At 66.8% G+C, this 20,969-nt stretch carries 19 protein-coding genes; 12 read left to right on the top strand and 7 right to left on the bottom strand.

Going from position 1 to position 20,969, the window contains the following annotated elements; all coding sequences use genetic code 11:
- The first annotated feature begins 118 nt into the window (after window positions 1-118).
- Window positions 119-415 (top strand): hypothetical protein, encoded by a 297-nt coding sequence (locus VHB27_RS15295; protein ID WP_325601938.1) that lies wholly within the window; start codon window positions 119-121, stop codon window positions 413-415.
- Window positions 416-417: 2 nt separating this feature from the next.
- Here VHB27_RS15295 and ureG read toward each other — a convergent pair whose 3' ends face one another.
- Genes ureG through VHB27_RS15270 form a run of 5 tightly spaced genes read right to left on the bottom strand, consistent with a single transcriptional unit; the run spans window position 418 to window position 4,168 of the window.
- The gene (ureG, locus tag VHB27_RS15290) at window positions 418-1,041 is read right to left on the bottom strand and encodes an urease accessory protein UreG (protein ID WP_325601936.1); all 624 of its coding nucleotides are present in this window, start codon (window positions 1,039-1,041) and stop codon (window positions 418-420) included.
- A complete protein-coding gene (locus tag VHB27_RS15285) occupies window positions 1,038-1,703 on the bottom strand; it encodes an urease accessory protein UreF (protein ID WP_325601934.1) in 666 nt (221 codons plus the stop codon). Before VHB27_RS15285 ends, ureG begins: the two co-directional genes overlap by 4 nt.
- Window positions 1,684-2,154 carry an urease accessory protein UreE gene (locus tag VHB27_RS15280; RefSeq protein WP_325601932.1) on the bottom strand — a complete coding sequence of 157 codons (471 nt, stop codon included), beginning with the start codon at window positions 2,152-2,154 and terminating at the stop codon, window positions 1,684-1,686. The genes VHB27_RS15285 and VHB27_RS15280 overlap by 20 nt, the downstream gene beginning before the upstream one ends.
- Complete coding sequence (gene ureC, locus VHB27_RS15275; RefSeq protein ID WP_325601931.1) at window positions 2,154-3,863, bottom strand: urease subunit alpha; 1,710 nt, start codon at window positions 3,861-3,863, stop codon at window positions 2,154-2,156. The genes VHB27_RS15280 and ureC overlap by 1 nt, the downstream gene beginning before the upstream one ends.
- A complete protein-coding gene (locus VHB27_RS15270) occupies window positions 3,863-4,168 on the bottom strand; it encodes an urease subunit beta (RefSeq protein ID WP_325601929.1) in 306 nt (101 codons plus the stop codon). Before VHB27_RS15270 ends, ureC begins: the two co-directional genes overlap by 1 nt.
- A gap of 150 nt (window positions 4,169-4,318) precedes the next feature.
- Here VHB27_RS15270 and VHB27_RS15265 point away from each other — a divergent pair, with 150 nt between their 5' ends.
- Window positions 4,319-4,669: a hypothetical protein gene (locus tag VHB27_RS15265; RefSeq protein ID WP_325601927.1), complete on the top strand. Its 351-nt coding sequence runs from the start codon at window positions 4,319-4,321 to the stop codon at window positions 4,667-4,669.
- A gap of 3 nt (window positions 4,670-4,672) precedes the next feature.
- Here VHB27_RS15265 and VHB27_RS15260 read toward each other — a convergent pair whose 3' ends face one another.
- Both VHB27_RS15260 and VHB27_RS15255 read right to left on the bottom strand, forming a co-directional pair.
- Window positions 4,673-5,614: a LysR family transcriptional regulator gene (locus VHB27_RS15260; RefSeq protein ID WP_325601925.1), complete on the bottom strand. Its 942-nt coding sequence runs from the start codon at window positions 5,612-5,614 to the stop codon at window positions 4,673-4,675.
- Between the two features lie 62 nt (window positions 5,615-5,676).
- On the bottom strand, window positions 5,677-6,783 hold the full coding sequence (locus tag VHB27_RS15255) for a M20 family metallopeptidase (RefSeq protein ID WP_325601923.1): 1,107 nt from the start codon (window positions 6,781-6,783) through the stop codon (window positions 5,677-5,679).
- Between the two features lie 94 nt (window positions 6,784-6,877).
- Between VHB27_RS15255 and VHB27_RS15250 the strand changes: the two genes are divergently transcribed.
- The 10 genes from VHB27_RS15250 (at window position 6,878) to VHB27_RS15205 (ending at window position 20,900) form a co-directional block, all read left to right on the top strand.
- The gene (locus VHB27_RS15250; RefSeq protein ID WP_325601922.1) at window positions 6,878-8,011 is read left to right on the top strand and encodes a threonine synthase; all 1,134 of its coding nucleotides are present in this window, start codon (window positions 6,878-6,880) and stop codon (window positions 8,009-8,011) included.
- The gene (locus VHB27_RS15245) at window positions 8,008-9,534 is read left to right on the top strand and encodes a M81 family metallopeptidase (RefSeq protein ID WP_325601921.1); all 1,527 of its coding nucleotides are present in this window, start codon (window positions 8,008-8,010) and stop codon (window positions 9,532-9,534) included. Before VHB27_RS15250 ends, VHB27_RS15245 begins: the two co-directional genes overlap by 4 nt.
- Window positions 9,531-10,628: an alanine racemase gene (locus VHB27_RS15240; RefSeq protein WP_325601919.1), complete on the top strand. Its 1,098-nt coding sequence runs from the start codon at window positions 9,531-9,533 to the stop codon at window positions 10,626-10,628. The genes VHB27_RS15245 and VHB27_RS15240 overlap by 4 nt, the downstream gene beginning before the upstream one ends.
- Window positions 10,629-10,756: 128 nt before the next feature.
- Window positions 10,757-11,200, top strand: coding sequence for a TspO/MBR family protein (locus tag VHB27_RS15235; protein ID WP_325601917.1), 444 nt, complete (start codon window positions 10,757-10,759; stop codon window positions 11,198-11,200).
- Between the two features lie 78 nt (window positions 11,201-11,278).
- Entirely contained in the window at window positions 11,279-13,654 is a 2,376-nt protein-coding gene (locus VHB27_RS15230; RefSeq protein WP_325601914.1) for a phosphoketolase family protein, read from the top strand.
- 324 nt (window positions 13,655-13,978) lie between these two features.
- Window positions 13,979-15,766 (top strand): FAD-dependent oxidoreductase, encoded by a 1,788-nt coding sequence (locus VHB27_RS15225; protein WP_325601912.1) that lies wholly within the window; start codon window positions 13,979-13,981, stop codon window positions 15,764-15,766.
- Window positions 15,751-17,607, top strand: a complete 1,857-nt coding sequence (locus tag VHB27_RS15220) for a 2-oxoacid:acceptor oxidoreductase subunit alpha (RefSeq protein ID WP_325601910.1) — start codon at window positions 15,751-15,753, stop codon at window positions 17,605-17,607. Before VHB27_RS15225 ends, VHB27_RS15220 begins: the two co-directional genes overlap by 16 nt.
- Before the next feature lie 3 nt (window positions 17,608-17,610).
- Complete coding sequence (locus tag VHB27_RS15215) at window positions 17,611-18,666, top strand: 2-oxoacid:ferredoxin oxidoreductase subunit beta (protein WP_325601908.1); 1,056 nt, start codon at window positions 17,611-17,613, stop codon at window positions 18,664-18,666.
- A 95-nt stretch (window positions 18,667-18,761) separates the two neighbouring features.
- The gene (locus tag VHB27_RS15210) at window positions 18,762-19,433 is read left to right on the top strand and encodes a hypothetical protein (RefSeq protein WP_325601906.1); all 672 of its coding nucleotides are present in this window, start codon (window positions 18,762-18,764) and stop codon (window positions 19,431-19,433) included.
- 153 nt (window positions 19,434-19,586) lie between these two features.
- The gene (locus VHB27_RS15205) at window positions 19,587-20,900 is read left to right on the top strand and encodes an NtaA/DmoA family FMN-dependent monooxygenase (RefSeq protein WP_325601904.1); all 1,314 of its coding nucleotides are present in this window, start codon (window positions 19,587-19,589) and stop codon (window positions 20,898-20,900) included.
- Window positions 20,901-20,969 lie beyond the last annotated feature (69 nt).

The following is a 20,969-nucleotide window of genomic DNA, read 5'->3' as shown; positions in this document are numbered from 1 at the left end:
CGCAGGTCTGCATCGCGCGATCAGACAGCTACCCGAAGCATGCCGCGTGAGCGAAAGCGTCGTCGTCATGCGGTTAGAGGCACGGCAACCAGGGGCGCCCGCGCGGCGTTGAGAGGCGATGCAGGGCAATTTACCGATCCTTGCCGCCGCGTTGACCGTCATCGCCTGTGCGGCACCGGCGGCGGCTCAATCCCCAAGCGGGACGCCACCGGGGGGAACGGCCACCGGCAGCCCCGCCGCTGGCCAGCGATCGGGAACGCCGGCGGGGGGCTTCATCGACCGGCCCGGTCCGACCCGGCAGAGCACCAGCGGCGATCCGACCGGCCAGCGCAAGACCGCGCCTTCGGGCAGTCCGGCAGCCGGTCGCCATATCCCCGGCGGCGGTTCGGGTCCCGTCGACAAGACCTCGATGTAGCCTCAACCTGCCCGTAGGCCGCCCTGTTTCTCGATGAACACCGCAACCTCCGCGACGCCCTGTCCCGCCCTGACGTTCGCAAAGACGAACGGCCGGTCCCCGCGCATCTTCCTGGCGTCGCGGTCCATGACCTCCAGGCTTGCGCCGACATGGGGGGCGAGATCGATCTTGTTGATCACCAGCAGGTCGCTGCGCATGATTCCCGGACCGCCCTTGCGGGGGATCTTGTCGCCCGCCGACACGTCGATGACATAGATCGTCAGATCCGCCAGTTCCGGGCTGAACGTCGCAGCCAGGTTGTCGCCGCCGGATTCGATCAGGATCAGGTCCAGGTTCGGGAACCGCCGACGCAAGTCGGCGACGCCGGCGAGGTTGATCGACGCGTCCTCCCGGATCGCCGTATGCGGACAGCCGCCGGTTTCGATCCCCATGATCCGTTCCACCGGCAACGATCCGGCGCGCGTCAGGAACTCCGCGTCTTCCTTGGTGTAGATGTCGTTGGTGATCGCGGCGATATCGTATTTTTCCCGGAACGTCTTGCACAGGGCATCCATCAGCGCCGTCTTGCCGGTGCCGACGGGTCCGCCGACGCCGACGCGCAGCGGGCCATGGAGGGATGTCGTCATGATCGAAACAACCTCGTGTATTGCGTTTCATGCCGCATGGCGGCGAGATCGGACCGGAAGGCGCAGCCGCCCAGGTCGTCCAGGGTAGCGCTCCGCGTCTCCGCCGCGAGCCGCACAATGACCGGCTCTAGCGCCGCCAGCACCAGCAGCCCGACGGACTGGCCCAGCGGCACCAGTCGCACGGCGGCGGAAATCAGGTTGGCGGCGAAGGCCTGCAGCCAGGCCAGGACGGCATCGTCCTCGGGGACGCCGCGGCGGCCGCAGGCGATGCCGACCGCGACCGGGTACGGCATCTCCTCCGGCCCGTCCAACCCACCCCAAGCCGCCATTCCCAGCGCGAAGGCTCGTCCCTGGTTCAGCGTCTCCTCCCGCCGCTCCCGCGCCGCGACGCTGGCAAGGCCCGTCTCGGCGACCACCACGAGGGCATCAAGGTCGTTGCAGGACCGGTATGCGGCGCGCAGCAGGATCGCATCCGTCCGACCCGATCCGTGCAGCAGCACATCCAACAGCCATTCCCGCAGCGTTGCGCCGTCCCGGATATCGCCGGCCTCGATGGCCCACTCCAGCCCATGCGAATAGGCGAAGCCGCCAACGGGGAACGCAGGGGACAGCCAGGCCAGCAGGCTCAGCAGCGACCGGGACTCAGTGGCGATGGTCGTCATCGTCGTCGTGATGATGCTGGTGGCCGCCGGCGTAGGCGCCGGCCTCGGGATCGAACGGGGCATCGACAAGGTCCACGTGCCCCCCCAACCCCTCCACCATGTCCCCGATGACGTGGTCCGCGCGGATGCGGATCCGCTCGCCCAGCAACTGCACCGGCAGATGCCGGTTGCCCAGGTGCCAGGCAATGCGCACCAGTTCCCCTTCGTCATGCGCATGGATCTCCATGCAGGGTTCGGGCTTCGCGCGGACACGGATGAAACCATCCCCTACCGCAAGGCCGTCCCCCTCGCGCAGCCGCACGGCCTGGGGCTGGTCGATCAGTATCTCCCGGCCCGACACCGTGGTCAGAAGGATACGGCGCCGGAACCGGCGGTCATAGTCGATCAGGACCTGGTCGATTTCCTTCGCAACATCCCACGCGCCGGCGGGGAAAACCTGGGCGGGGCGCATCAGAACAGGAAATAGCGCTGCGCCATCGGCAGCACCGTCGCCGGTTCGCAGGTCAGCAGGACGCCGTCGGCCCGCACCTCATAGGTCTCGGGATCGACTTCGATCACCGGCGTCGCATCGTTGTGGATCATCGATTTCTTGCCGATGCCGCCTCGGGTGTTGGATACGGCCGCAAGCGTACGTTGCAGGCCCAGCGCCTTGCCGATGTCCGCCTCCAACGCCGCCGCCGAGACGAAGGTCAGGCACGACGCCGCCAGCGCCCTGCCGAACGCGCCGAACATCGGCCGGTAATGCACCGGCTGCGGCGTCGGGATGGACGCGTTCGGGTCGCCCATCGGCGCGCAGGCGATCGAGCCACCCTTGATGACAAGGTCCGGCTTCACGCCGAAGAACGCCGGCGACCACAACACCAGGTCGGCCAGCTTGCCGACGGCGATCGACCCGATCTCGGCCGCGAAGCCATGCGCGACGGCGGGATTGATCGTGTATTTCGAAATGTACCGCTTGACCCGCGCATTGTCGTTGCGTTCGGAATCACCCGGCAGCGCGCCGCGCTGGGTCTTCATCTTGTGCGCCGTCTGCCAGGTGCGGATGATGACCTCGCCCACCCGTCCCATCGCCTGGCTGTCGGACGACATCATCGACAGCGCGCCCAGGTCGTGCAGGATGTCCTCGGCCGCGATCGTTTCCTTGCGGATGCGGCTTTCCGCGAAGGCCACGTCCTCGGGGATCGAGCTGTCCAAGTGATGGCACACCATCAGCATGTCCAGATGCTCGTCCAGCGTGTTTGCGGTATAGGGCCGCGTCGGGTTGGTGGAACTGGGCAGCACGTTGGCCAAGCCTGCGACCTTGATGATGTCCGGCGCATGGCCGCCGCCCGCGCCCTCGGTGTGGAAGGCGTGGATGGTGCGGCCCTTGAACGCCGCGATCGTGTCTTCGACGAAACCGGATTCGTTCAGCGTGTCGGTGTGGATCATCACCTGGACATCGAAACGGTCCGCCACCGACAGGCAGGTGTCGATCGCCGCCGGCGTGGTCCCCCAGTCCTCGTGCAGCTTCAGGCAGGACGCGCCGGCGCGCACCATCTCCTCGAGCGCGGCAGGACGGGACGCATTGCCCTTGCCGGCGAAGGCGAGGTTGACCGGCAGCGCCTCCGCCGCTTGCAGCATGCGCGCCATGTGCCACGGCCCCGGCGTGCAGGTGGTCGCCGCCGTCCCCGTGGCGGGGCCGGTGCCGCCACCGACCAGCGTGGTGATGCCCGCCGCGATCGCATCGTCCACCTGTTGCGGACAGATGAAATGGATATGCGAGTCGATGCCGCCTGCCGTCAGGATCTTGCCCTCACCGGCGATGACCTCGGTGCCCGGCCCGACGATGATGTCGACGCCGGGCTGGACATCGGGATTGCCCGCCTTGCCGATCCTGGCGATGCGGCCGTTGGTGATCGCGACATCCGCCTTCACGATGCCCCAATGGTCCACGATCAGCGCGTTGGTGATGACGGTGTCGACCGCGCCTTCGGCCTGGGAGGCTTGGGACTGCCCCATCCCGTCGCGAATGACCTTGCCGCCGCCGAACTTCACTTCTTCGCCGTAAAGGGTGAAGTCCTTCTCGACCTCGATGACAAGGTCGGTGTCGGCCAGGCGCACCCGGTCGCCCGTGGTAGGACCGAACATGTCCGCATAGGCGGACCGCGTGATGCGCGCCATCAGAGCGCCCCCATCACGTCACCGCGGAACCCGAAGACCCGCCGGGCGCCGCGATAGGGCACCAGCGTGACCTCTCGCGTCTGCCCCGGCTCGAACCGCACCGCGGTGCCGGCGGCGATGTCCAGCCGCTGGCCGTGCGCCGCCTTGCGGTCGAACGACAGGGCCGGGTTGGTTTCGGCGAAATGATAATGGCTGCCGACCTGGATCGGGCGGTCGCCGGTATTGGCCACCGTCAGCACCGTGCGCGCCAGCCCGGCGTTCAGTTCGATTTCGCCAGGTTCGGCAAGGATTTCACCGGGTATCATGCAGGCTTCCTGTCGGTCACGGGAGGTGGCGATGCTATTCAAACCCTATGCCAGCCGTCCCAAGAACACCACCAGGATAGAATACCCCCGGCCCTGGACGCGCCGCCCAAACCGGTCCTCAATACCGGCCAACAGGGAAGGGACCCAACCATGAAAATCCACAACATCTACGTCGACGACGCCGGCGAGACCCATTGGCGCGACATCGAGGTCGAATGGGTCGAGGAGCGCCGCGGTAGCAAGCTCTCCGCCCGCCTGCCCGCCAACGGCATCATCTTCCGGGAAACCAGCGGCGACTACGACCTGGACTGGCACCCGGCCCCGCGCCGCCAATACATCATCAACCTCGACGCCGGCGTAAAGATCACCGCCAGCGACGGGGAGGCACGGGACATCGGCGCCGGCGAGGTCATCCTGGTCGAGGATGTCCGCGGCAAGGGTCATCTTTCGAAGTCGATCGGCGGGAAGATGCGCCACTCGATCTTCGTGCCCGTCGAGTGACGGTCACACCAGCCAGGTCGCTTCGTTCTCCCCCCATTGCCGCCCGTCGCGCAGCCGGTCCTCCATCGCCTTGTAGCGCTGCACCAGGAAGTCGATGACCACGCGCGTCCGCTGCGGCAGGAATCGGCGGGAGGGATAGACCACGAACGCGGGACGCCGCCGCGCGGTGTATTCGGGCAGCAGCCGGTACAGCCGGCCGGAACGGATGTCGTTCATGATCAGCGCCTCGCTGAGCAGCCCGATCCCGTAACCGGCCAGCACGGCATGGCGCACCACCAGGCTGTTGTCCGACCGGAACGGCCCGGTCACCGAGACATCGATCTTGCCGTCCGGTCCCTCGAACACCCAATGCCCGCTATCCGGCCCCTGGTCCCACAGGACGCAGGCATGACCGGCAAGGTCCTCGGGATGCCGCGGCGCGCCATGCTCCTCCAGATATGGCCCGGCGGCTACGGGCGCCCACCCCACCATGGCCAGACCGCGTGACACCAGGGTCGTGTCCGACGGCGCACCAAGCCGGACCGCGAGGTCCAGACGGTCGGCGATCAGGTCCTCGACGTGTTCGCTGACCAGGATGTCGATCGACAGGCCGGGATGCTCGCGCAGCAACGGGCCGAAATCCGGGGTCAGCAGTATCGCGCTGCCGATCGACAGCCCGATGCGTACCAGGCCCGTCGCCGCCTTGGCGTCACGCCCGAACGTGTCCTCCAGGTCCTCCGCTTCTTCGATCAAATGCCGCGCTCGGGTCAGCAGCCCCTGCCCGTCTTCGGTCAGCGACAATTTACGCGTGGTCCGGTGCAGCAGCCTGACGCCGAAATGCGATTCCAGTTGGGCGATCTGGCGGGTTACCGCTGACTGGCTGGTGCCGGTTTCCCGAGCGACGGCGGAAAACGAGCCGGTTTCGGCGACGCGGACGAAGACGTTCAGTCCAGCAATCAGGTCCATGACGGATTGAGTGCCGAATTCCGGCGTTCAGGGCAACAGTCGGCCGTTACCAGGCGCCCCGATCATGCGAAGCGTCCGGCCAATGCCTGGAACAGCGGCACGGCACTGGCCAGTTCGCCGATCGAGACCGCCTCGTCCGGCTTGTGCGCCACCCCGATATCGCCCGGTCCCATGATCACGCAGGGGGCGATGGATTGCAGGATCGACGCGTCTGTGCCGAACGGCGCCGTGACCGGTGCCTGCCCCGCCACCTCCGTGCAGGCTGCGACGAACGGGTGGTCCGCCGGCAGTTCGGGTGGCGACCCTTCCTCGGCTTCCCGGACCGCGACGCCATGGGTCCGGCCGGCGGCGTGCACCGCCTCGCGGACATAGGTCGGGTCGATGCTGGCCGAATAACGGAACTTGATCACCGCCGTCGCCAGCGGCACCGTCACGTTCACCGCTGTCCCGTGATTGTCGATGATGACGTTGAAATCGCTGAACGGGGGGTCATAAGCGTCGTCCTGCAGCGTCCGGTCGGTCCGCAACCGGTCATAGATCGTCTTCATCTCCGCCAGGAACGGGATCAGCGTCCAGTTCGCGTTGCGACCCTTGCCGGTGGAGCTGTGCGCCTGCACGCCCTCGGCCGTGCAGGTGAACTGGATGTGGCTGCGATGGCCGCGTACCGGACGCAGGGAGGTCGGTTCGACCACCAGGATCCCCTTGGGCCTGATCCGCTTCACCAACTCCGATTTCTCCGCGATCGCGCGGGCGCCTCGCTTGGTGGTCTCCTCGTCGGTGGTGATCAGCAGCGTGACCGGTACGCGGTCGGGAAGCGACCGGGCGGCGACGATCGCAGCAGCGACGGGGCCTTTCATGTCGGTGCTGCCCAGCCCGTGCAGCACGCCGCCGTCGTCGACGCGCCCGGACCAGGGATCGGCCTGCCACCCTGTCTCCGGCACCGTGTCCATGTGGCCCGAAAAGGCGATCCCGCCTGGCCCGCCCCGGTTGGCCACCAACACCCGCTTCGCCACGCCGGCGGCGTCGGCGTAATCGACGCGCTCCACGTCGAAGCCCCTCAGTTCCGGTTCGATCCGGTCGGCCACGGGGATGTTGGAAACGGAACTCCGGCTGTCCAGCTTGACGAGGTCGCGGGTCAGGTCGGCGATAGTCGAAGCGATGGTATCCATCCGCCTTCGATAGACGCTCGAACGGCCCTTCCGCAACTGGAACGGCACCACGCACCCGCTTGAGCCGGCGCCGAAGCCCGCGCACAATCGCGTCATGTCAGCGACCTACATCGATCCTCGCAGCGGCGAGACATTCCCGTTGGCGGAGCCACGCTGGTGCGGTCCAGGCCAGGCGCCGCTGCTGATCACGCCGCTGCCCGGCCTGGACCGCGATGGAATAGACGCCACGACCCGCAGCCTATGGCGCTACCGCGCCGCCTTTCCCATGCAGGTCGACGACCCGATCACGCTGGGCGAGGGCATGACGCCCCTGATCCCCCGCGACGTCGCCGGCACGCGGGTCCTGGTCAAATGCGAGTGGTTCAACCCGACCTGCAGCTTCAAGGACCGCGGAGCGAGCGTGATGCTGTCGCTGCTGCGCGCCCAGGGCGTGGATGCGGTGCTGGAAGACAGTTCCGGCAACGGCGGCGCGGCGGTGTCCTGCTATGCCGCAGCCGGCGGCATGCGGGCGACGATCATGGCCCCTGCCTCCACCAGCCCCGCCAAGACGGTGCAGATGCGCGCTCATGGTGCCACGGTGGAGTTGATACCCGGTCCGCGGCAAGCTACCTCCGACGCCGCCGTGGCGCGGTCGTCGTCGATATTCTACGCCAGCCACAACTGGCACCCGTTCTTCCTGCACGGCACCAAGACCCTGGCCTATGAGCTGTGGGAGGATCTGGGCTTCCGCGCCCCCGACAATGTCATCATCCCCTGCGGCGCCGGCTCCAACGTGCTGGGATGCGAAATCGGGTTCTCCGAGCTGCTTCGCGCCGGGCAGATCGATGCCATGCCGCGTCTGTTCGCCGCGCAGCCGGCCAATTGCGCGCCCATCGCGGCGGCATTCCAGGCGGGGTCCGATACGCTGGCGCCGACCGAGATCAGCCCGACGATCGCCGAAGGCACCGCCATCGCGCAGCCGGTGCGGCTGCGGGAAGTCCTGGGCGCCCTGCGCTCTTCCCGTGGCGGTGCCGTGACCTCCACCGAGGACCAGATCGCTCGGGCCACGCTCGACCTCGCGAAGACCGGCATCTACGTGGAGCCGACCAGCGCGCAGGCCGCCTCCGCCTTCGCCAAGCTGCTCGCGGCCGGCACCATCACGGCCGATCAGACGACGGTGCTGGTGCTGACCGGATCGGGACAGAAAGCGACGCCGCGCATCGCAGAACTACTGGGGATTTCGATTTGACGCCGCGTATCGCCCTGCTGGGCTTCTCGATCGAGTGCAACCGCTTCGCCCCGATCGCAACCGAGACGGACTTCGTCACCCGCACCCTGATCGCCGGCGCCGAGATGGTGCGGGAGGCCCGGTCGCCCGCCCCGCGCATGCTGGGAGAGATGCCGGGCTTCATCGCCGCCATGGACGCGGCCGGCCCGTGGGAGCCGCTGCCCAGCGTGCTGGCGATGGCGGAGCCGAACGGCCCGGTCGAGCAAGGCTTCTTCGACCGCCTGATGGCACAATGGGAGGCGGACCTCACCGCCGCCGGCCGGATCGATGCGGTTTACGCCGTGCTGCACGGTGCCGGGCTGACGACCGACGATCATGACCCGGAAGGCACGCTGCTGCGGATGGTCCGGCGCGTCGTCGGTCCGTCCGTGCCGATCGTCGCGACCTATGACCTGCATGCCAACGTCGCCGACGCGGACGTGACGACGCTGAACGCCTTCATCGGCTACCGCACCAACCCGCATCTGGACATGCGCGAACGCGGTGCCGAGGCGGCGGCCATGGTCCGCCGCCTGCTGGACGGACAGAAGACCTATCTGGCGCATATCCGCCTGCCGATCGTGCCGCCGACCGTGACGCAACTGACCGGCAAGGACGCCACCAACCGGCCGTATGGGGAGTTGATCGACCTCGGGCAGCAGCGCATGCGCCAGCCGCCCTATGCGGGACGCGTGCTGAACGTCTCGGTCATGGGCGGCTTCGCTTTCGCCGACACGCCGTTCAATGGCCTGACGGTCGTGGTGACCGCCACCGACCAGGACGCGGCCGATGGTCTGGCGCGGGAGATCGCCGAGGCCGGATGGGCCCGCCGCGCGAAGTTCCGGCCGATGCTCACCAGCCTGGAGGACGCGGTGCGGCTGGCGCGCGATACGGCGTCGCCGCTGATCTTCGCCGACGTGGCCGATAATCCGGGCGGCGGCGGGCGCGGCAACACGATGGCGATCCTCCAGGCCTTCCACCAGGCGGGCGTGACCGGCGCACTGGTCGGCGTCATCCACGACCCGGCCCTGGCGCGGGAGGCCTTTGGGCTGGGCGTGGGCGCGGCGTTCACGGCGCGGTTCAACCGGGATGGCGGCGACGCGTTCTCCAAGCCCTTCTCCGCCCCGGCCGTGGTCAAATCCGTGCGCGACCAGCCGATCCGCGGCCGGCGCGGCATCTATGCCGACAACACGCTGGACACCGGCCCGTCGGCGGCCATCGCGCTGGACGGCATCACCGTCGTGGTCCTGTCCAACCGTTATCAATGCGCCGATCCGATGTTCTTCGAGGCCTTCGGGCTCGACATCGCCGCCGCCAGGGTCGTCGTCGTCAAGTCGCGCGGCCATTTCCGGGGCGGCTTCGACGAGTTCTTCCGCCATGAGCAGGTGATCGAGGTCGACGCGCCCGGCCTGACCAGCCCGATCCTCTCCCGCTTCGCGTGGCGGTACATGCCGCGTCCGGTCCTGCCGATCGACGATCACGCCGAATGGAATCCCGCCCGATGACCCTCGACGACCTTCCCACCCCCTGCCTCGTGCTGGACCGGACGATCCTGGAACGCAACCTGCGCGACATGGCCTCCGCCGTCGCCCGCCTGGGCGTGCCGCTGCGCCCGCATATGAAGACGGCCAAGTCGATCGACGTCGCCCGCATGGCGCTGGAAGGCCAGCCCGGCGGGATCACCGTCTCGACGCTGGCGGAAGCCGAGTATTTCCTCGGCCACGGCATCACCGACATGCTCTATGCCGTCGGCATCACGCCGCAGAAGCTGGACCGGGTGTTGGCGCTGAACCAGGCCGGGGCGCGGATCATCGTCATCACCGATGACCCGATGATGGCGGACACCATCGCCTGCCGCCCCATGCCGCCACGCACGCTGATCGAGATCGACAGCGGCGAGGAACGCGGGGGCGTCCGGCCCGACAGCGACAGGCTGCTGGAACTCGCCGCCCGCCTCGGCGGCGCGCTGGCCGGTGTCATGACGCATGCCGGACACTCCTATGCCGGACGCAGCGTGCCGGAGATGGAGCAGATCGCGGCGGGCGAACGCGATGCCATCGTCGGCGCCGCGACCCGGTTGCGAGAAGCCGGGCATCCGATTTCGATCGTGTCCGCAGGCAGTTCCCCCACGGCGCGCCATGCCGTGGATTTCGCCGGCGTCACCGAATTGCGGGCCGGCGTCTACATGTTCGGCGACCTGTTCCAGGCGGAGATCGAAACCCACGGCCTGGATTCCATCGCGCTGACGGTGCTGACCAGCGTGATCGGACATCGTCCCGGGAAAGTGCTGGTGGACGCAGGCGGGATCGCCTTGTCCAAGGACCGCAGCACCGAGGCGGTACCGCACGATTACGGGTTCGGCCTCGCCCTCGATGTCGCCGGCCGCGCGAGCTATGGCTACGCCGTGGTGCGCAAGGCGTACCAGGAGCACGGGGTGATCGAGTATGAACCCGAAACGCCGATCGACCTGCCGGTCGGCGCCAGGCTGCGCATCGCCCCCAATCACGTCTGCATGACCGCAGCGGCGCATGATCGTTATTTCGTGGTGGATGGAGACCAGGAAGTGAGTGCAATCTGGTATAGGGTGAACGGGTGGTAACCCGAACGGGTTAACCCAGATTGACGGTTTCCTCAGTTGCAAGGAGGCGTGTCTTCCAGCAGCCTGGACCCAATGACTGGGGGTCTTTCCCCAATTCTTCGGCGCCGATCTCCCCGGTTCTGGCGCTGGTGGGGTTTATCGGGCTGTGCCTTCTGGTCGGGTTGAGCGGAGCGACCATCACCACGTCCGCACTGCATGCTTGGTATCCGCATCTGAAGGCTCCGCCCCTGACGCCGCCGATCTGGGTGTTCCCGCTGGTCTGGACAGGATTTTACATCGCGATCGGCGTCGCCGGCTGGATGGTATGGCAACGCAACGGGGCGTCGCATCCCCTCCGCCTGTGGGGCTGGCAACTGGCGGCCAACGCGTTATGGGTGCCCTGCTTCTTCGGCCTCCGCAGCCCGCCGCTCGCCCTTGTCGACCTGCTGCTGATGCTCGGCCTGGTTGTGATGACGATCCGAGCGTTCAGGCGCGTTCGGCGGGTCGCGGCGTGGCTGATGGTGCCGTATTTGTTATGGGGCGTGTTCGCCTTTTACCTGAATGCCGGGTTTACGGTGCTGAACCCCGTTTGATCCCCATCATGGACCGGCAGCGCCGTGGCCCGTTCCCTCCGCCGCGCGTTCCGGTTGAACAGCGAGAGAAAGGCCGACATGTCCGAACACCGCGCCCTGAGCCAGCAGGAGATCGATCGCATGAACGCCTGGTGGCGAGCGGCGAACTACCTGTCTGTCGGCCAGATCTATCTGCTTGCGAACCCGTTGCTGCGCAAGCCGTTCAAACCCGAGGACGTCAAGCCGCGGCTGCTGGGCCATTGGGGCACCACGCCGGGGCTGAATTTCCTCTATCTGCACCTCAACCGGATCATCAACGACCGCGACCTGAGCATCCTGTTCATCGCCGGCCCCGGCCACGGCGCGCCCGGCGTCGTCGCCAGCACCTGGCTGGAAGGCACCTATAGCGAGACCTACCCGGATGTCAGCCAGGACGCCGACGGGATGGCGCGGCTGTTCCGCCAGTTCTCCTTCCCCGGCGGCATCCCCAGCCACGCGGCCCCGGACACGCCGGGCTCGATCCATGAAGGTGGGGAGTTGGGCTATTCGCTGTCGCATGCGTTCGGCGCGGTACTCGACAACCCCGACCTGATCGCCGCCTGCGTGGTGGGCGACGGGGAAGCCGAGACGGGACCACTGGCGACGTCATGGCACGGCAACAAGTTCCTCAACCCGGCCTCCGACGGGGCGGTACTGCCGATCCTGCACCTGAATGGCTACAAGATCGCCAACCCCACCGTGCTGGCGCGCATCCCGCGCGACGAACTGCACGCGTTGATGACCGGCTATGGGTATGAGCCGATCGAGGTCGCGGGCAGCGAGCCGGACGCCATGCACCAGGCGATGGCCGCCGCCATGGACTATGCCTTCGACCGCATCCGCGCCATCCAGCAAGCCGCTCGACAGGGCGGCGAGCGGGAGCGGCCGCGCTGGCCGATGATCATCCTGCGCAGTCCGAAGGGTTGGACCGGTCCCAAGACCGTCGACGGCGCGCCGGCCGAGGGCAACTGGCGCGCCCATCAGGTGCCGTTCACGATGAACCGGCCGGAGCATTTCGGGCTGCTGGAAGAATGGCTCAGAAGCTATCGTCCGGATGAACTGTTCGACGGGAACGGCACGCCCATCCCGGCGATCACCGGCCTGGCCCCGAAGGGGGATCGGCGCATGAGCGCCAATCCGCACGCCAATGGCGGCTTGCTGAAGCGCCCCTTGAAGCTGCCGGATTTCCGGGACTACGCCGTCGATGTTCCAAGCCCGGGGGCGACGGAGCATGAGTCGACGCGGGTGATGGGGGAATTCCTGCGCGACGTGATGAAGCGGAACATGGCGTCGGCGAACTTCCGGGTGTTCTCGCCCGACGAGAACAACTCCAACCGCCTGAACGCCGTCCTGGAGGCGACCGACCGGGCCTGGGACGCGGAACGGCGGGACGACGACGACCACCTGGCGCCGAACGGGCGGGTGATGGAGATCCTGAGCGAGCACACCTGCCAGGGCTGGCTGGAGGGCTACCTGCTGACCGGACGGCATGGTCTTTTCAGTTGTTACGAGGCGTTCATCCACATCGTCGATTCGATGGTGAACCAGCATGCGAAATGGCTGAAAAGCAGCCGAGACATCGCTTGGCGGCGACCGATCGCGTCGCTGAACTACCTGCTGACCAGCCACGTCTGGCGGCAAGACCATAACGGGTTCAGCCACCAGGACCCCGGCTTCATCGACCATGTGGTGAACAAGAAGGCCGATATCGCGCGGGTCTACCTGCCGCCGGACGCGAACACGCTGCTCTGGGTCACCGATCACTGCCTGCGAAGCTGGGACCGCATCAACGTGATCGTCGCCGGCAAGCAGCCCCAGCCGCAATGGCTGACGATGGACCAGGCGGTCGCGCATTGCACCCAAGGCGTCGGCATCTGGGAATGGGCTAGTTCGGACCACGACTCGGACCCGGATGTCGTACTGGCCTGTGCGGGCGATGTGCCGACGCTGGAGACGCTGGCGGCGGCCGACCTGCTGCGGACGATGCTGCCGGAGCTGAAGGTGCGGGTCGTCAACGTCGTCGACCTGATGACGCTGGAGCCGAAATCGCAGCACCCGCACGGCCTGACCGATCCCGATTTCGACGCCCTGTTCACCACGGACCGGCCGGTCGTTTTCGCCTATCACGGCTACCCGTCGCTGATCCATCGGCTGGTCTACCGCCGCAGGAACCACGCGAATTTCCACGTCCGGGGCTTCATGGAGGAAGGCACGACGACCACGCCCTTCGACATGGTCGTCCGCAACCAGCTCGACCGTTTCCATCTGGTGGCGGAGGTCGCCGCGCGGGTGCCGGCGGTAAGCGGGAAGGCGGCGTATGTGAAGCAGGCGATGCGCGACAAGCTGGTCGCGCACGAGCAGTACATCGTCCGGTACGGCAAGGACATGCCGGAGGTCGCGGATTGGAAATGGTCTGCGCCGCTTCACGGACGGTAAGGTGGGCGAGGCGCCGGCGGCGCCGCCCGCGGTCTTGAAGGGCCGATCATCCGCGACTTTTTCTCCACCTGCACCGCAGGTCGCGGATGGTCGGGCCGACCCCGGCCAAGACGGAACAGGCGCCGGTGCGGCACGGTCGCGCGGCCGAATGTGACCTATACCCTCACGTAACGGCTTCCATGCTTGATCGTTGCCCGTCGGCGTGCGATGGGTTGCGCTGTCATCAGAGGCGTCACGCTGCCCCTCCCGGCCGAGGCGCAACCGACTCGACCAAGGGTCCACCAAGCGACCCGGCCAGTGAGGTGGAGGAAACAGGAGCCATCGTTGCAGCCGACTGACATCAAGGATCCCGACTACTTCCACAAAGTGGTCGATTGCCAGTGGGCGTGCCCAGCCCATACGCCCGTTCCCGAATACATCCGTATGATCGCCAATGGCCGATACGCCGATGCGTATATGGTCAACTGGAAATCCAACGTTTTCCCCGGAATCCTGGGCCGCACCTGCGACCGCCCCTGCGAGCCGGCCTGCCGCCGCGGCCGGGTGGAGGAAGAGCCGGTCGCCATCTGCCGGCTCAAGCGGGTCGCGGCGGATTTCAAGGGCGACGTCTCGGCCCGGATGCCTCCCAGGCCGACATCGCGGAACGGCAAGCGCATCGCCCTGGTCGGCGCCGGCCCCGCCTCGCTGACCGTTGCCCGGGACCTCGCGCCGTTGGGCTACGACCTGGTGATCTTCGACCGCGACGACAGGGCGGGCGGGATGATCCGGAGCCAGATCCCCAAGTTCCGGCTGCCCGAGGAAGTGATCGACGAAGAGGTCGGCTATGTCGCCGACCTCGGGCCTGAGCTGCGCCTGGGTCAGGAGGTCGGCAGCCTGAAGGCGCTGCTGGACGAAGGCTACGACGCAGTGTTCGTCGGATCCGGCGCGCCGCGCGGCCGCGACCTGCCGATCCCGGGCCGGCAGGAAGCCGCGGCGAACATCCATATCGGCATCGACTGGCTGTCCTCGGTCTCCTTCGGCCATATCAGCAAGATCGGCAAGCGCGTGATCGTCCTGGGCGGCGGCAACACGGCGATGGATTGCTGCCGTTCCTCCCGCCGGCTGGGCGGCGAGGACGTCAAGGTCATCGTCCGCTCCGGTTTCGAGGAGATGAAGGCGTCGCCCTGGGAAAAAGAAGACGCGATGCATGAGGACATCCCGATCCTCAATTACCTCGTGCCCAAGGAGTTCAAGCACGACAACGGACGGCTGTACGGCATGACCTTCGAGAAGGTGAAGGCCGAATACGACGCCCGCGGCCGGCGCAAGCTGGTGCCGACCGGGGAGCCCGAACAGTTCTTCGAATGCGACGACGTGCTGGTCGCCGTCGGCCAGGAAAACGCCTTCCCCTGGATCGAGCGCGACATCGGCCTCGACTTCGACCAATGGGACATGCCCGTCGTCGACCAGGTCACGTTCCGGTCGACGCACCCGAAGGTCTTCTTCGGCGGCGACGCGGCGTTCGGGCCGAAGAACATCATCTGGGCCGTCGCCCACGGCCACCAGGCGGCGATCTCGATCCACCAGTTCTGCCAGGACCAGGACGTGAAGGACCGGCCGCCGCCGATGGTCACGCTGGTCAGCCAGAAGATGGGCATCCATGAGTGGAGCTACGACAACGCGATCTCGCTGGACCTGCGCTTCAAGGTGCCGCACCGCGACAAGCTGCAGGCATTGAAGGACATCAAATCCGAAGTCGAGCTCGGCTTCACGGCAGAACTCGGCTACGCCGAAGCGGAACGGTGCCTGAACTGCGACGTGCAGACCGTGTTCTCCGACAAGCTCTGCATCGAGTGCGACGCCTGTCTGGACATCTGTCCGGTCGACTGCATCAGTTTCACCGGCAACGACGATGAAGCCAAGCTGCGCACGCACCTGACGGCGCCGGCGCACAACGTGGAACAGGCGCTGTATGTCTCCGCACCGTTGAAGACCGGACGCATCATGGCGAAGGACGAGGATGTCTGCCTGCATTGCGGGCTTTGCGCCGAACGCTGCCCCACCGGCGCGTGGGACATGCAACGCTTCCTGATCGATGTCGCACAAGCGGAGAACGCATGCTGCAGTCACTAGACCGGGTCCAAGGACTCGTGCGGGTCAACGACTTCGTCGTGAAATTCGCCAACGTCAACGGATCGGGCTCCGCCAGCGCCAACGCGCTGTTCGCCAAGTCGATCCTGCGGATGGGCATCGCCGCCACGCCGCGCAACATCTTCCCGTCCAACATCCAGGGCCTGCCCACCTGGTATGAAGTCCGGATCTCGGAAGCCGGGCACCTCGCGGCGCGCGGCGGCGGGCCGGACCTGATGGTGGCGATGAACCCGCAGACCTGGGACCAGGACGTCAAGTCCATCACGCCGGGCGGCTACCTGTTCTACGACAACACGCGCCCCATCCCGCCCAGCAAGCTGCGCGACGATATCGTCATCCTAGGCGTCCCGCTGACGGAAATGACCAACAAGGCCTATTCCGAGGCGCGGCAGCGGCAGTTGTTCAAGAACATCGTCGGCCTCGGCGCACTATCGGCGCTGATGGACATCGATCCGGCGGTGATCGAGCAATTGCTGTCCGAACAGTTCAACGGGCGCGAAAAGCTGATCCAGGCGAACGTCCAGGCGCTGCATATGGGACGCGACTGGGTGCGCAACAACATGGACTGTCCGATCGGCCTGACGGTGCGCCACGCCGACAGCATCGGCGACCGTATCTTCATCGACGGCAACAGCGCCGCCGCGCTGGGCGCCGTCTATGGCGGGGCGACCGTCTGCGCCTGGTATCCGATCACGCCGTCGTCATCGCTGGCCGAAGCGTTCATCCGCTATTGCAGCCGGTTCCGGGTCGACAAGGAAACCGGGAAGCACAACTTCGCCATCGTGCAAGCCGAAGACGAATTGGCCTCGATCGGCATGGTCATCGGCGCCGCCTGGAACGGCGCGCGCGCCTTCACCGCGACGTCAGGCCCCGGCATCTCGCTGATGCAGGAATTCATCGGCCTGGCCTATTTCGCCGAGATCCCGGCCGTGATCTTCGACGTGCAGCGCGCCGGCCCCTCCACCGGCATGCCCACGCGCACGCAGCAGACCGATATCCTGGCCTGCGCCTACGCCTCCCATGGCGACACCAAGCACGTCCTGCTGTTTCCCGAAGACCCGCATGAGTGCTTCGAGTTCGGAGCGCTGGCCTTCGACCTCGCGGACCGGCTGCAGACGCCGATCTTCGTCATGCTCGACCTCGAGATCGGCATGAACGAGCGGCTGACCCGCCCGTTCACCTGGGACGACAGCCGCAAGCTGGACCACGGCAAGGTCATGACCGCCGAGGACCTGCAGGCCGGCAAGACGTTCGGCCGCTACCTGGACGTGGACGGCGACGGCATCCCCTATCGCACCCTGCCGGGCACGCATCCGACCAAGGGCGCGTTCTTCACCCGCGGCACCTCCAAGGACCGCATGGCGCGCTATTCCGAGGAAGGGCCGGACTACCAGGACAACATGGAGCGGCTGCTGAAAAAGCACCGCACCGCCCGCACGATGGTCCCCCCGGCGATCGAGCGGAAAGCCGCCCGGCCGACGAAGCGCGGCGCGATCTATTTCGGCTCCACCAGCCCCGCGATCAACGAAGCGGAGTTGCTGCTGGCCGACCAAGGCATCCACCTGGACCTGCTGCGTGTCCGCGGCTTCCCCTTCGGCGACGAGGTCGAAGCGTTCGTCGAGGCGCATGACGAGGTCTTCGTCGTCGAGCAGAACCGCGACGGCCAGCTCCGCTCGCTGCTCATCAACGAGTTGGAGATCAACCCGAAAAAGCTGGTCAAGATCGTGCACTACGACGGCACGCCGATCAGCGCCCGTTTCATCACCGACGCAATCGCCGCCGCCATCGCCAGCCGGCCCACGGCTCGCAAGCAAGGGGCCTGAACCATGACCTTCCTGACCAAGCCGAAGCTGCACCACCCCGAGCTGCACAAGAACAGCCTGGGCTATACGCGGCGGGATTATGAGGGTGCGATCTCGACCCTCTGCGCCGGCTGCGGCCACGATTCGATCAGCGCCGCGATCATCAAGGCCTGTTTCGAACTGGAACTGCCGCCGCACCGGATCGCCAAGCTGTCCGGCATCGGCTGCTCGTCCAAGACGCCGACCTATTTCCTGGGCGCGTCCCACGGCTTCAACTCGGTGCACGGCCGGATGCCGTCGGTGCTGACCGGCGCAAACCTGGCGAACCGCGACCTGATCTACCTGGGCGTCTCCGGCGACGGCGACTCGGCGTCGATCGGGCTGGGCCAGTTCGCCCATGCCATGCGGCGCGGCGTGAACATGGTCTATATCGTCGAGAACAACGGGGTTTACGGACTGACCAAGGGCCAGTTCTCGGCCACCTCCGACAAGGGGGCGAAATCGAAGCGCGGCGTGGTCAACACCGACGAACCGATCGACCTCGTGGGCCTGGCGCTGCAACTCGGCGCCACCTATGTCGGCCGCAGCTTCTCCGGCGACAAGGCGCAGCTCGTGCCGCTGATCGAGGGCGCGCTGCGGCATAAGGGCGCCGCGTTCATCGACTGCATCTCCCCCTGCGTCGCGTTCAACAACCATGAAGGCTCGACCAAAAGTTTCGACTATGTCCGCGAGCACAATGCGGCGGTGAACTACCTCGACGTCATCACAGGTCGGAAGGAAATCACGGTCGATTACGCGCCGGGGACGGTGGAGACAGTGACGCAGCACGACGGGTCGACCCTCCGCTTGCGGAAGCTGCACCCCGAATACGACATGTACGATCGCGCCTCGGCAATGAACTACATGCAGCAGAGGCACGCGATGGGCGAGATCGTCACCGGCCTGCTGTTCGTCGATCCCGACCCGGTCGACCTGCACGCGCACCTGAACACGGCGGAAACGCCGCTGAATGCGGTCGCGCAGGAACGCCTGGTTCCAGGTAATGCGGAACTGGCGAAGCTCAACGCACGGTTGCGCTGACGGGTGAAGACCCGATGCAACCGGACGCCGCGAGTCTGGTTGGGAGACAAGACAGTGATTGAGTCGGGGCCGCCCGACCGGTATGGGACACGCCTATGCACCCATTGATCCGCCGCCACGGCCTAGTTCTCGTGATCGCCGCCTTTGCCTCCACGGCCACGTGGAACGGCGCATGGGCGCAATTCGGTGTCGTCGGGGGAGCGGGTGGATTGCCTGGAGGCGTGCTGCAAAATGGTGACGGCGCCAAGCCGGCGCAGAAGCCCGCGCCCGCCGAACCATCGGGGATCCCCGGTGCGAAAGCGCGCCAGCCGGCGGCTCCGGCCACCCATGCGGCCAGCGATATGAGCCCCAACGACGCCCTTTTCGACGCCATCGACCGCGGCGACATCGCTGCCGCTCGGGACGCCCTGAACCGCGGCGCCGACCTGGATGCCCGCAATGTCCTGGGCATGACGCCGATGGAACTGTCGGTCGATCTCGGCCGCAACGATATCTCCTTCCTCCTGCTGTCGCTGCGGGGCGAAGACGGCGATCAGGCGCCGCGAAGCGCCGGGCGAAACGCCGGACAAGGCACCCCGGTGCTCGCGACCGGCAAGTCTTCGTCCGCCCCGACACCCGTCGCCCGCACCCGGCGTGCGCCCGCGAAGGCGTCGCAGATTATCGCGGAAAAGCCGATCGCGGCGCCGAAGCTCTGGGCCAATGACGGCGGTGCTCCGCAACCCAGCGCCGGCTTCCTGGGCTTCGGGTCCCGGCAAGCCTCCAACTGACGCGGCCAGAGGGTCGCCCGCCCGCACGTTGCGATGGTGATAAACGGGGCGGACGGGCCTACGCCCGCCACGGAGAAATCGACGCCGGTGCCCCACGTGGCCCAGCGGTTGCTTGGCCCGGGGCATTCGTCCAACCGGTCATGGGTCATCGCAATGAGCGTCAGTCCGTTCCACCTCGCCTGGTTCCTCCAGGGCTCCAGCATCCAGGCCTGGGGCGCCAACTGGACCGGCAATATCAGCGAGGAGTGGATGTCGGCCGGCATGTTCGTCGACCTGGCGCGCAATATCGAGCGCTCCGGCTTCGACTACCTGCTGCTGGAGGACTCCATCTATGTCGGCCAGAACTGGCAGAACAAACGCGATATCTTCCTGAAGAACGGCATGTCGGTGCCGCGGCAGGAACCAACGGTGGTCGCCACGCTGATGGCCGCCGCGACGTCCCGGCTGGGGATCGTGCCGACCCTGTCCACGTTTGCCTATCATCCATACCTGACTGCCCGCATCGTCGGCACTTTGGACCAGGTCTCCGACGGGCGAGCCGGCTGGAACATGGTGACCGGCAGCTCCGACTTCTCGGGACAGAATTTCGGCTTGGACCGGCTGCCGGAGCACGACACCCGCTACGAGATGGCAGCGGAATACATCGAGATCGTCACCAAGCTGTGGGATAGCTGGGACCCCGGCGCCATCGTCGCGGACCGGCAGAGCGGCGTGCTGATCGACCCGGAGAAGGTCCACACGATCGACTACAAGGGCCAATACTACGCCAGCCGCGGTCCGCTGAACTCCGGCCCGGCACCGCAAGGGCGGCCGGTGATCGCCCAGGCCGGCGGGTCGGCCAAGGGCCGAGCAATCGCGGCGCGCTATGCCGATACGATCGTGGCGCACCCCAAGGGGGTGGAGGCGATGAAGACGTATCGCGCCGAGATCACCACCCACATGAAGGCGTTCGGCCGCGATCCGTCTTCCTGCAAGGTCCTGTTCATGGCCTATCCGATCGTCGCCGATACGGAGCGGGAGGCCAGGGAAAGAGCGGATCAGCGGGCGGTCTGGGCAGCCAACAACCTGGAACGCTGCATGGCGCAGATCGGCTGGACGACGAATCTGGATTTCTCGACCCATGACTGGGACGCCCCGGTCGGAGAGCTGACGACGAACGGACACCAGTCGAGCCTGTACAACTTCATCCGCAAGGCCGGTGGCACGACCTTGCGCGAGGCGGTGATCGCCTTCAGCAGCATGGGCGGATCGGTGGACCTGGTGGGGACACCGGACTCCGTCGCCGCTCAGATGGGCGAGATCATGGAGGAAGTCGGCGGTGACGGCTTCCTGATCGCGCTGCCGAATGTCAGCCGCAAGAGCGTCGCGGAAATCACGGACGGCCTGGTGCCGGCACTGCAGCAGCGCGGACTGGTGCGGACGCAATACAGCCACGCGCAGTTCCGGGATAACCTGCTGGCGTTCTGACGCGTGGGCTATCGCTGTTTGAGATAAGCCCTATCGCGATGAATCGTTATCGGGCCCACCACGCCGATG

It is taken from the genome of Rhodopila sp. (genome assembly GCF_035548235.1).
In the GTDB taxonomy this organism is placed as follows: domain Bacteria; phylum Pseudomonadota; class Alphaproteobacteria; order Acetobacterales; family Acetobacteraceae; genus Rhodopila.
This window is presented reverse-complemented; position numbering and strand designations above follow the sequence as displayed.

What these genes read in the sequence shown, in the direction of transcription:
- VHB27_RS15210 (WP_325601906.1), top strand. Translation starts at nt 18,762, where the DNA reads ATGCACCCATTGATCCGCCGCCACGGCCTAGTTCTCGTGATCGCCGCC.
- ureG (WP_325601936.1), bottom strand. Translation starts at nt 1,041, where the DNA reads ATGACGACATCCCTCCATGGCCCGCTGCGCGTCGGCGTCGGCGGACCC.
- VHB27_RS15205 (WP_325601904.1), top strand. Translation starts at nt 19,587, where the DNA reads ATGAGCGTCAGTCCGTTCCACCTCGCCTGGTTCCTCCAGGGCTCCAGC.
- VHB27_RS15270 (WP_325601929.1), bottom strand. Translation starts at nt 4,168, where the DNA reads ATGATACCCGGTGAAATCCTTGCCGAACCTGGCGAAATCGAACTGAAC.
- VHB27_RS15220 (WP_325601910.1), top strand. Translation starts at nt 15,751, where the DNA reads ATGCTGCAGTCACTAGACCGGGTCCAAGGACTCGTGCGGGTCAACGAC.
- VHB27_RS15255 (WP_325601923.1), bottom strand. Translation starts at nt 6,783, where the DNA reads ATGGATACCATCGCTTCGACTATCGCCGACCTGACCCGCGACCTCGTC.
- VHB27_RS15295 (WP_325601938.1), top strand. Translation starts at nt 119, where the DNA reads ATGCAGGGCAATTTACCGATCCTTGCCGCCGCGTTGACCGTCATCGCC.
- VHB27_RS15215 (WP_325601908.1), top strand. Translation starts at nt 17,611, where the DNA reads ATGACCTTCCTGACCAAGCCGAAGCTGCACCACCCCGAGCTGCACAAG.
- VHB27_RS15285 (WP_325601934.1), bottom strand. Translation starts at nt 1,703, where the DNA reads ATGACGACCATCGCCACTGAGTCCCGGTCGCTGCTGAGCCTGCTGGCC.
- VHB27_RS15260 (WP_325601925.1), bottom strand. Translation starts at nt 5,614, where the DNA reads ATGGACCTGATTGCTGGACTGAACGTCTTCGTCCGCGTCGCCGAAACC.
- VHB27_RS15230 (WP_325601914.1), top strand. Translation starts at nt 11,279, where the DNA reads ATGTCCGAACACCGCGCCCTGAGCCAGCAGGAGATCGATCGCATGAAC.
- ureC (WP_325601931.1), bottom strand. Translation starts at nt 3,863, where the DNA reads ATGGCGCGCATCACGCGGTCCGCCTATGCGGACATGTTCGGTCCTACC.
- VHB27_RS15240 (WP_325601919.1), top strand. Translation starts at nt 9,531, where the DNA reads ATGACCCTCGACGACCTTCCCACCCCCTGCCTCGTGCTGGACCGGACG.
- VHB27_RS15265 (WP_325601927.1), top strand. Translation starts at nt 4,319, where the DNA reads ATGAAAATCCACAACATCTACGTCGACGACGCCGGCGAGACCCATTGG.
- VHB27_RS15250 (WP_325601922.1), top strand. Translation starts at nt 6,878, where the DNA reads ATGTCAGCGACCTACATCGATCCTCGCAGCGGCGAGACATTCCCGTTG.
- VHB27_RS15280 (WP_325601932.1), bottom strand. Translation starts at nt 2,154, where the DNA reads ATGCGCCCCGCCCAGGTTTTCCCCGCCGGCGCGTGGGATGTTGCGAAG.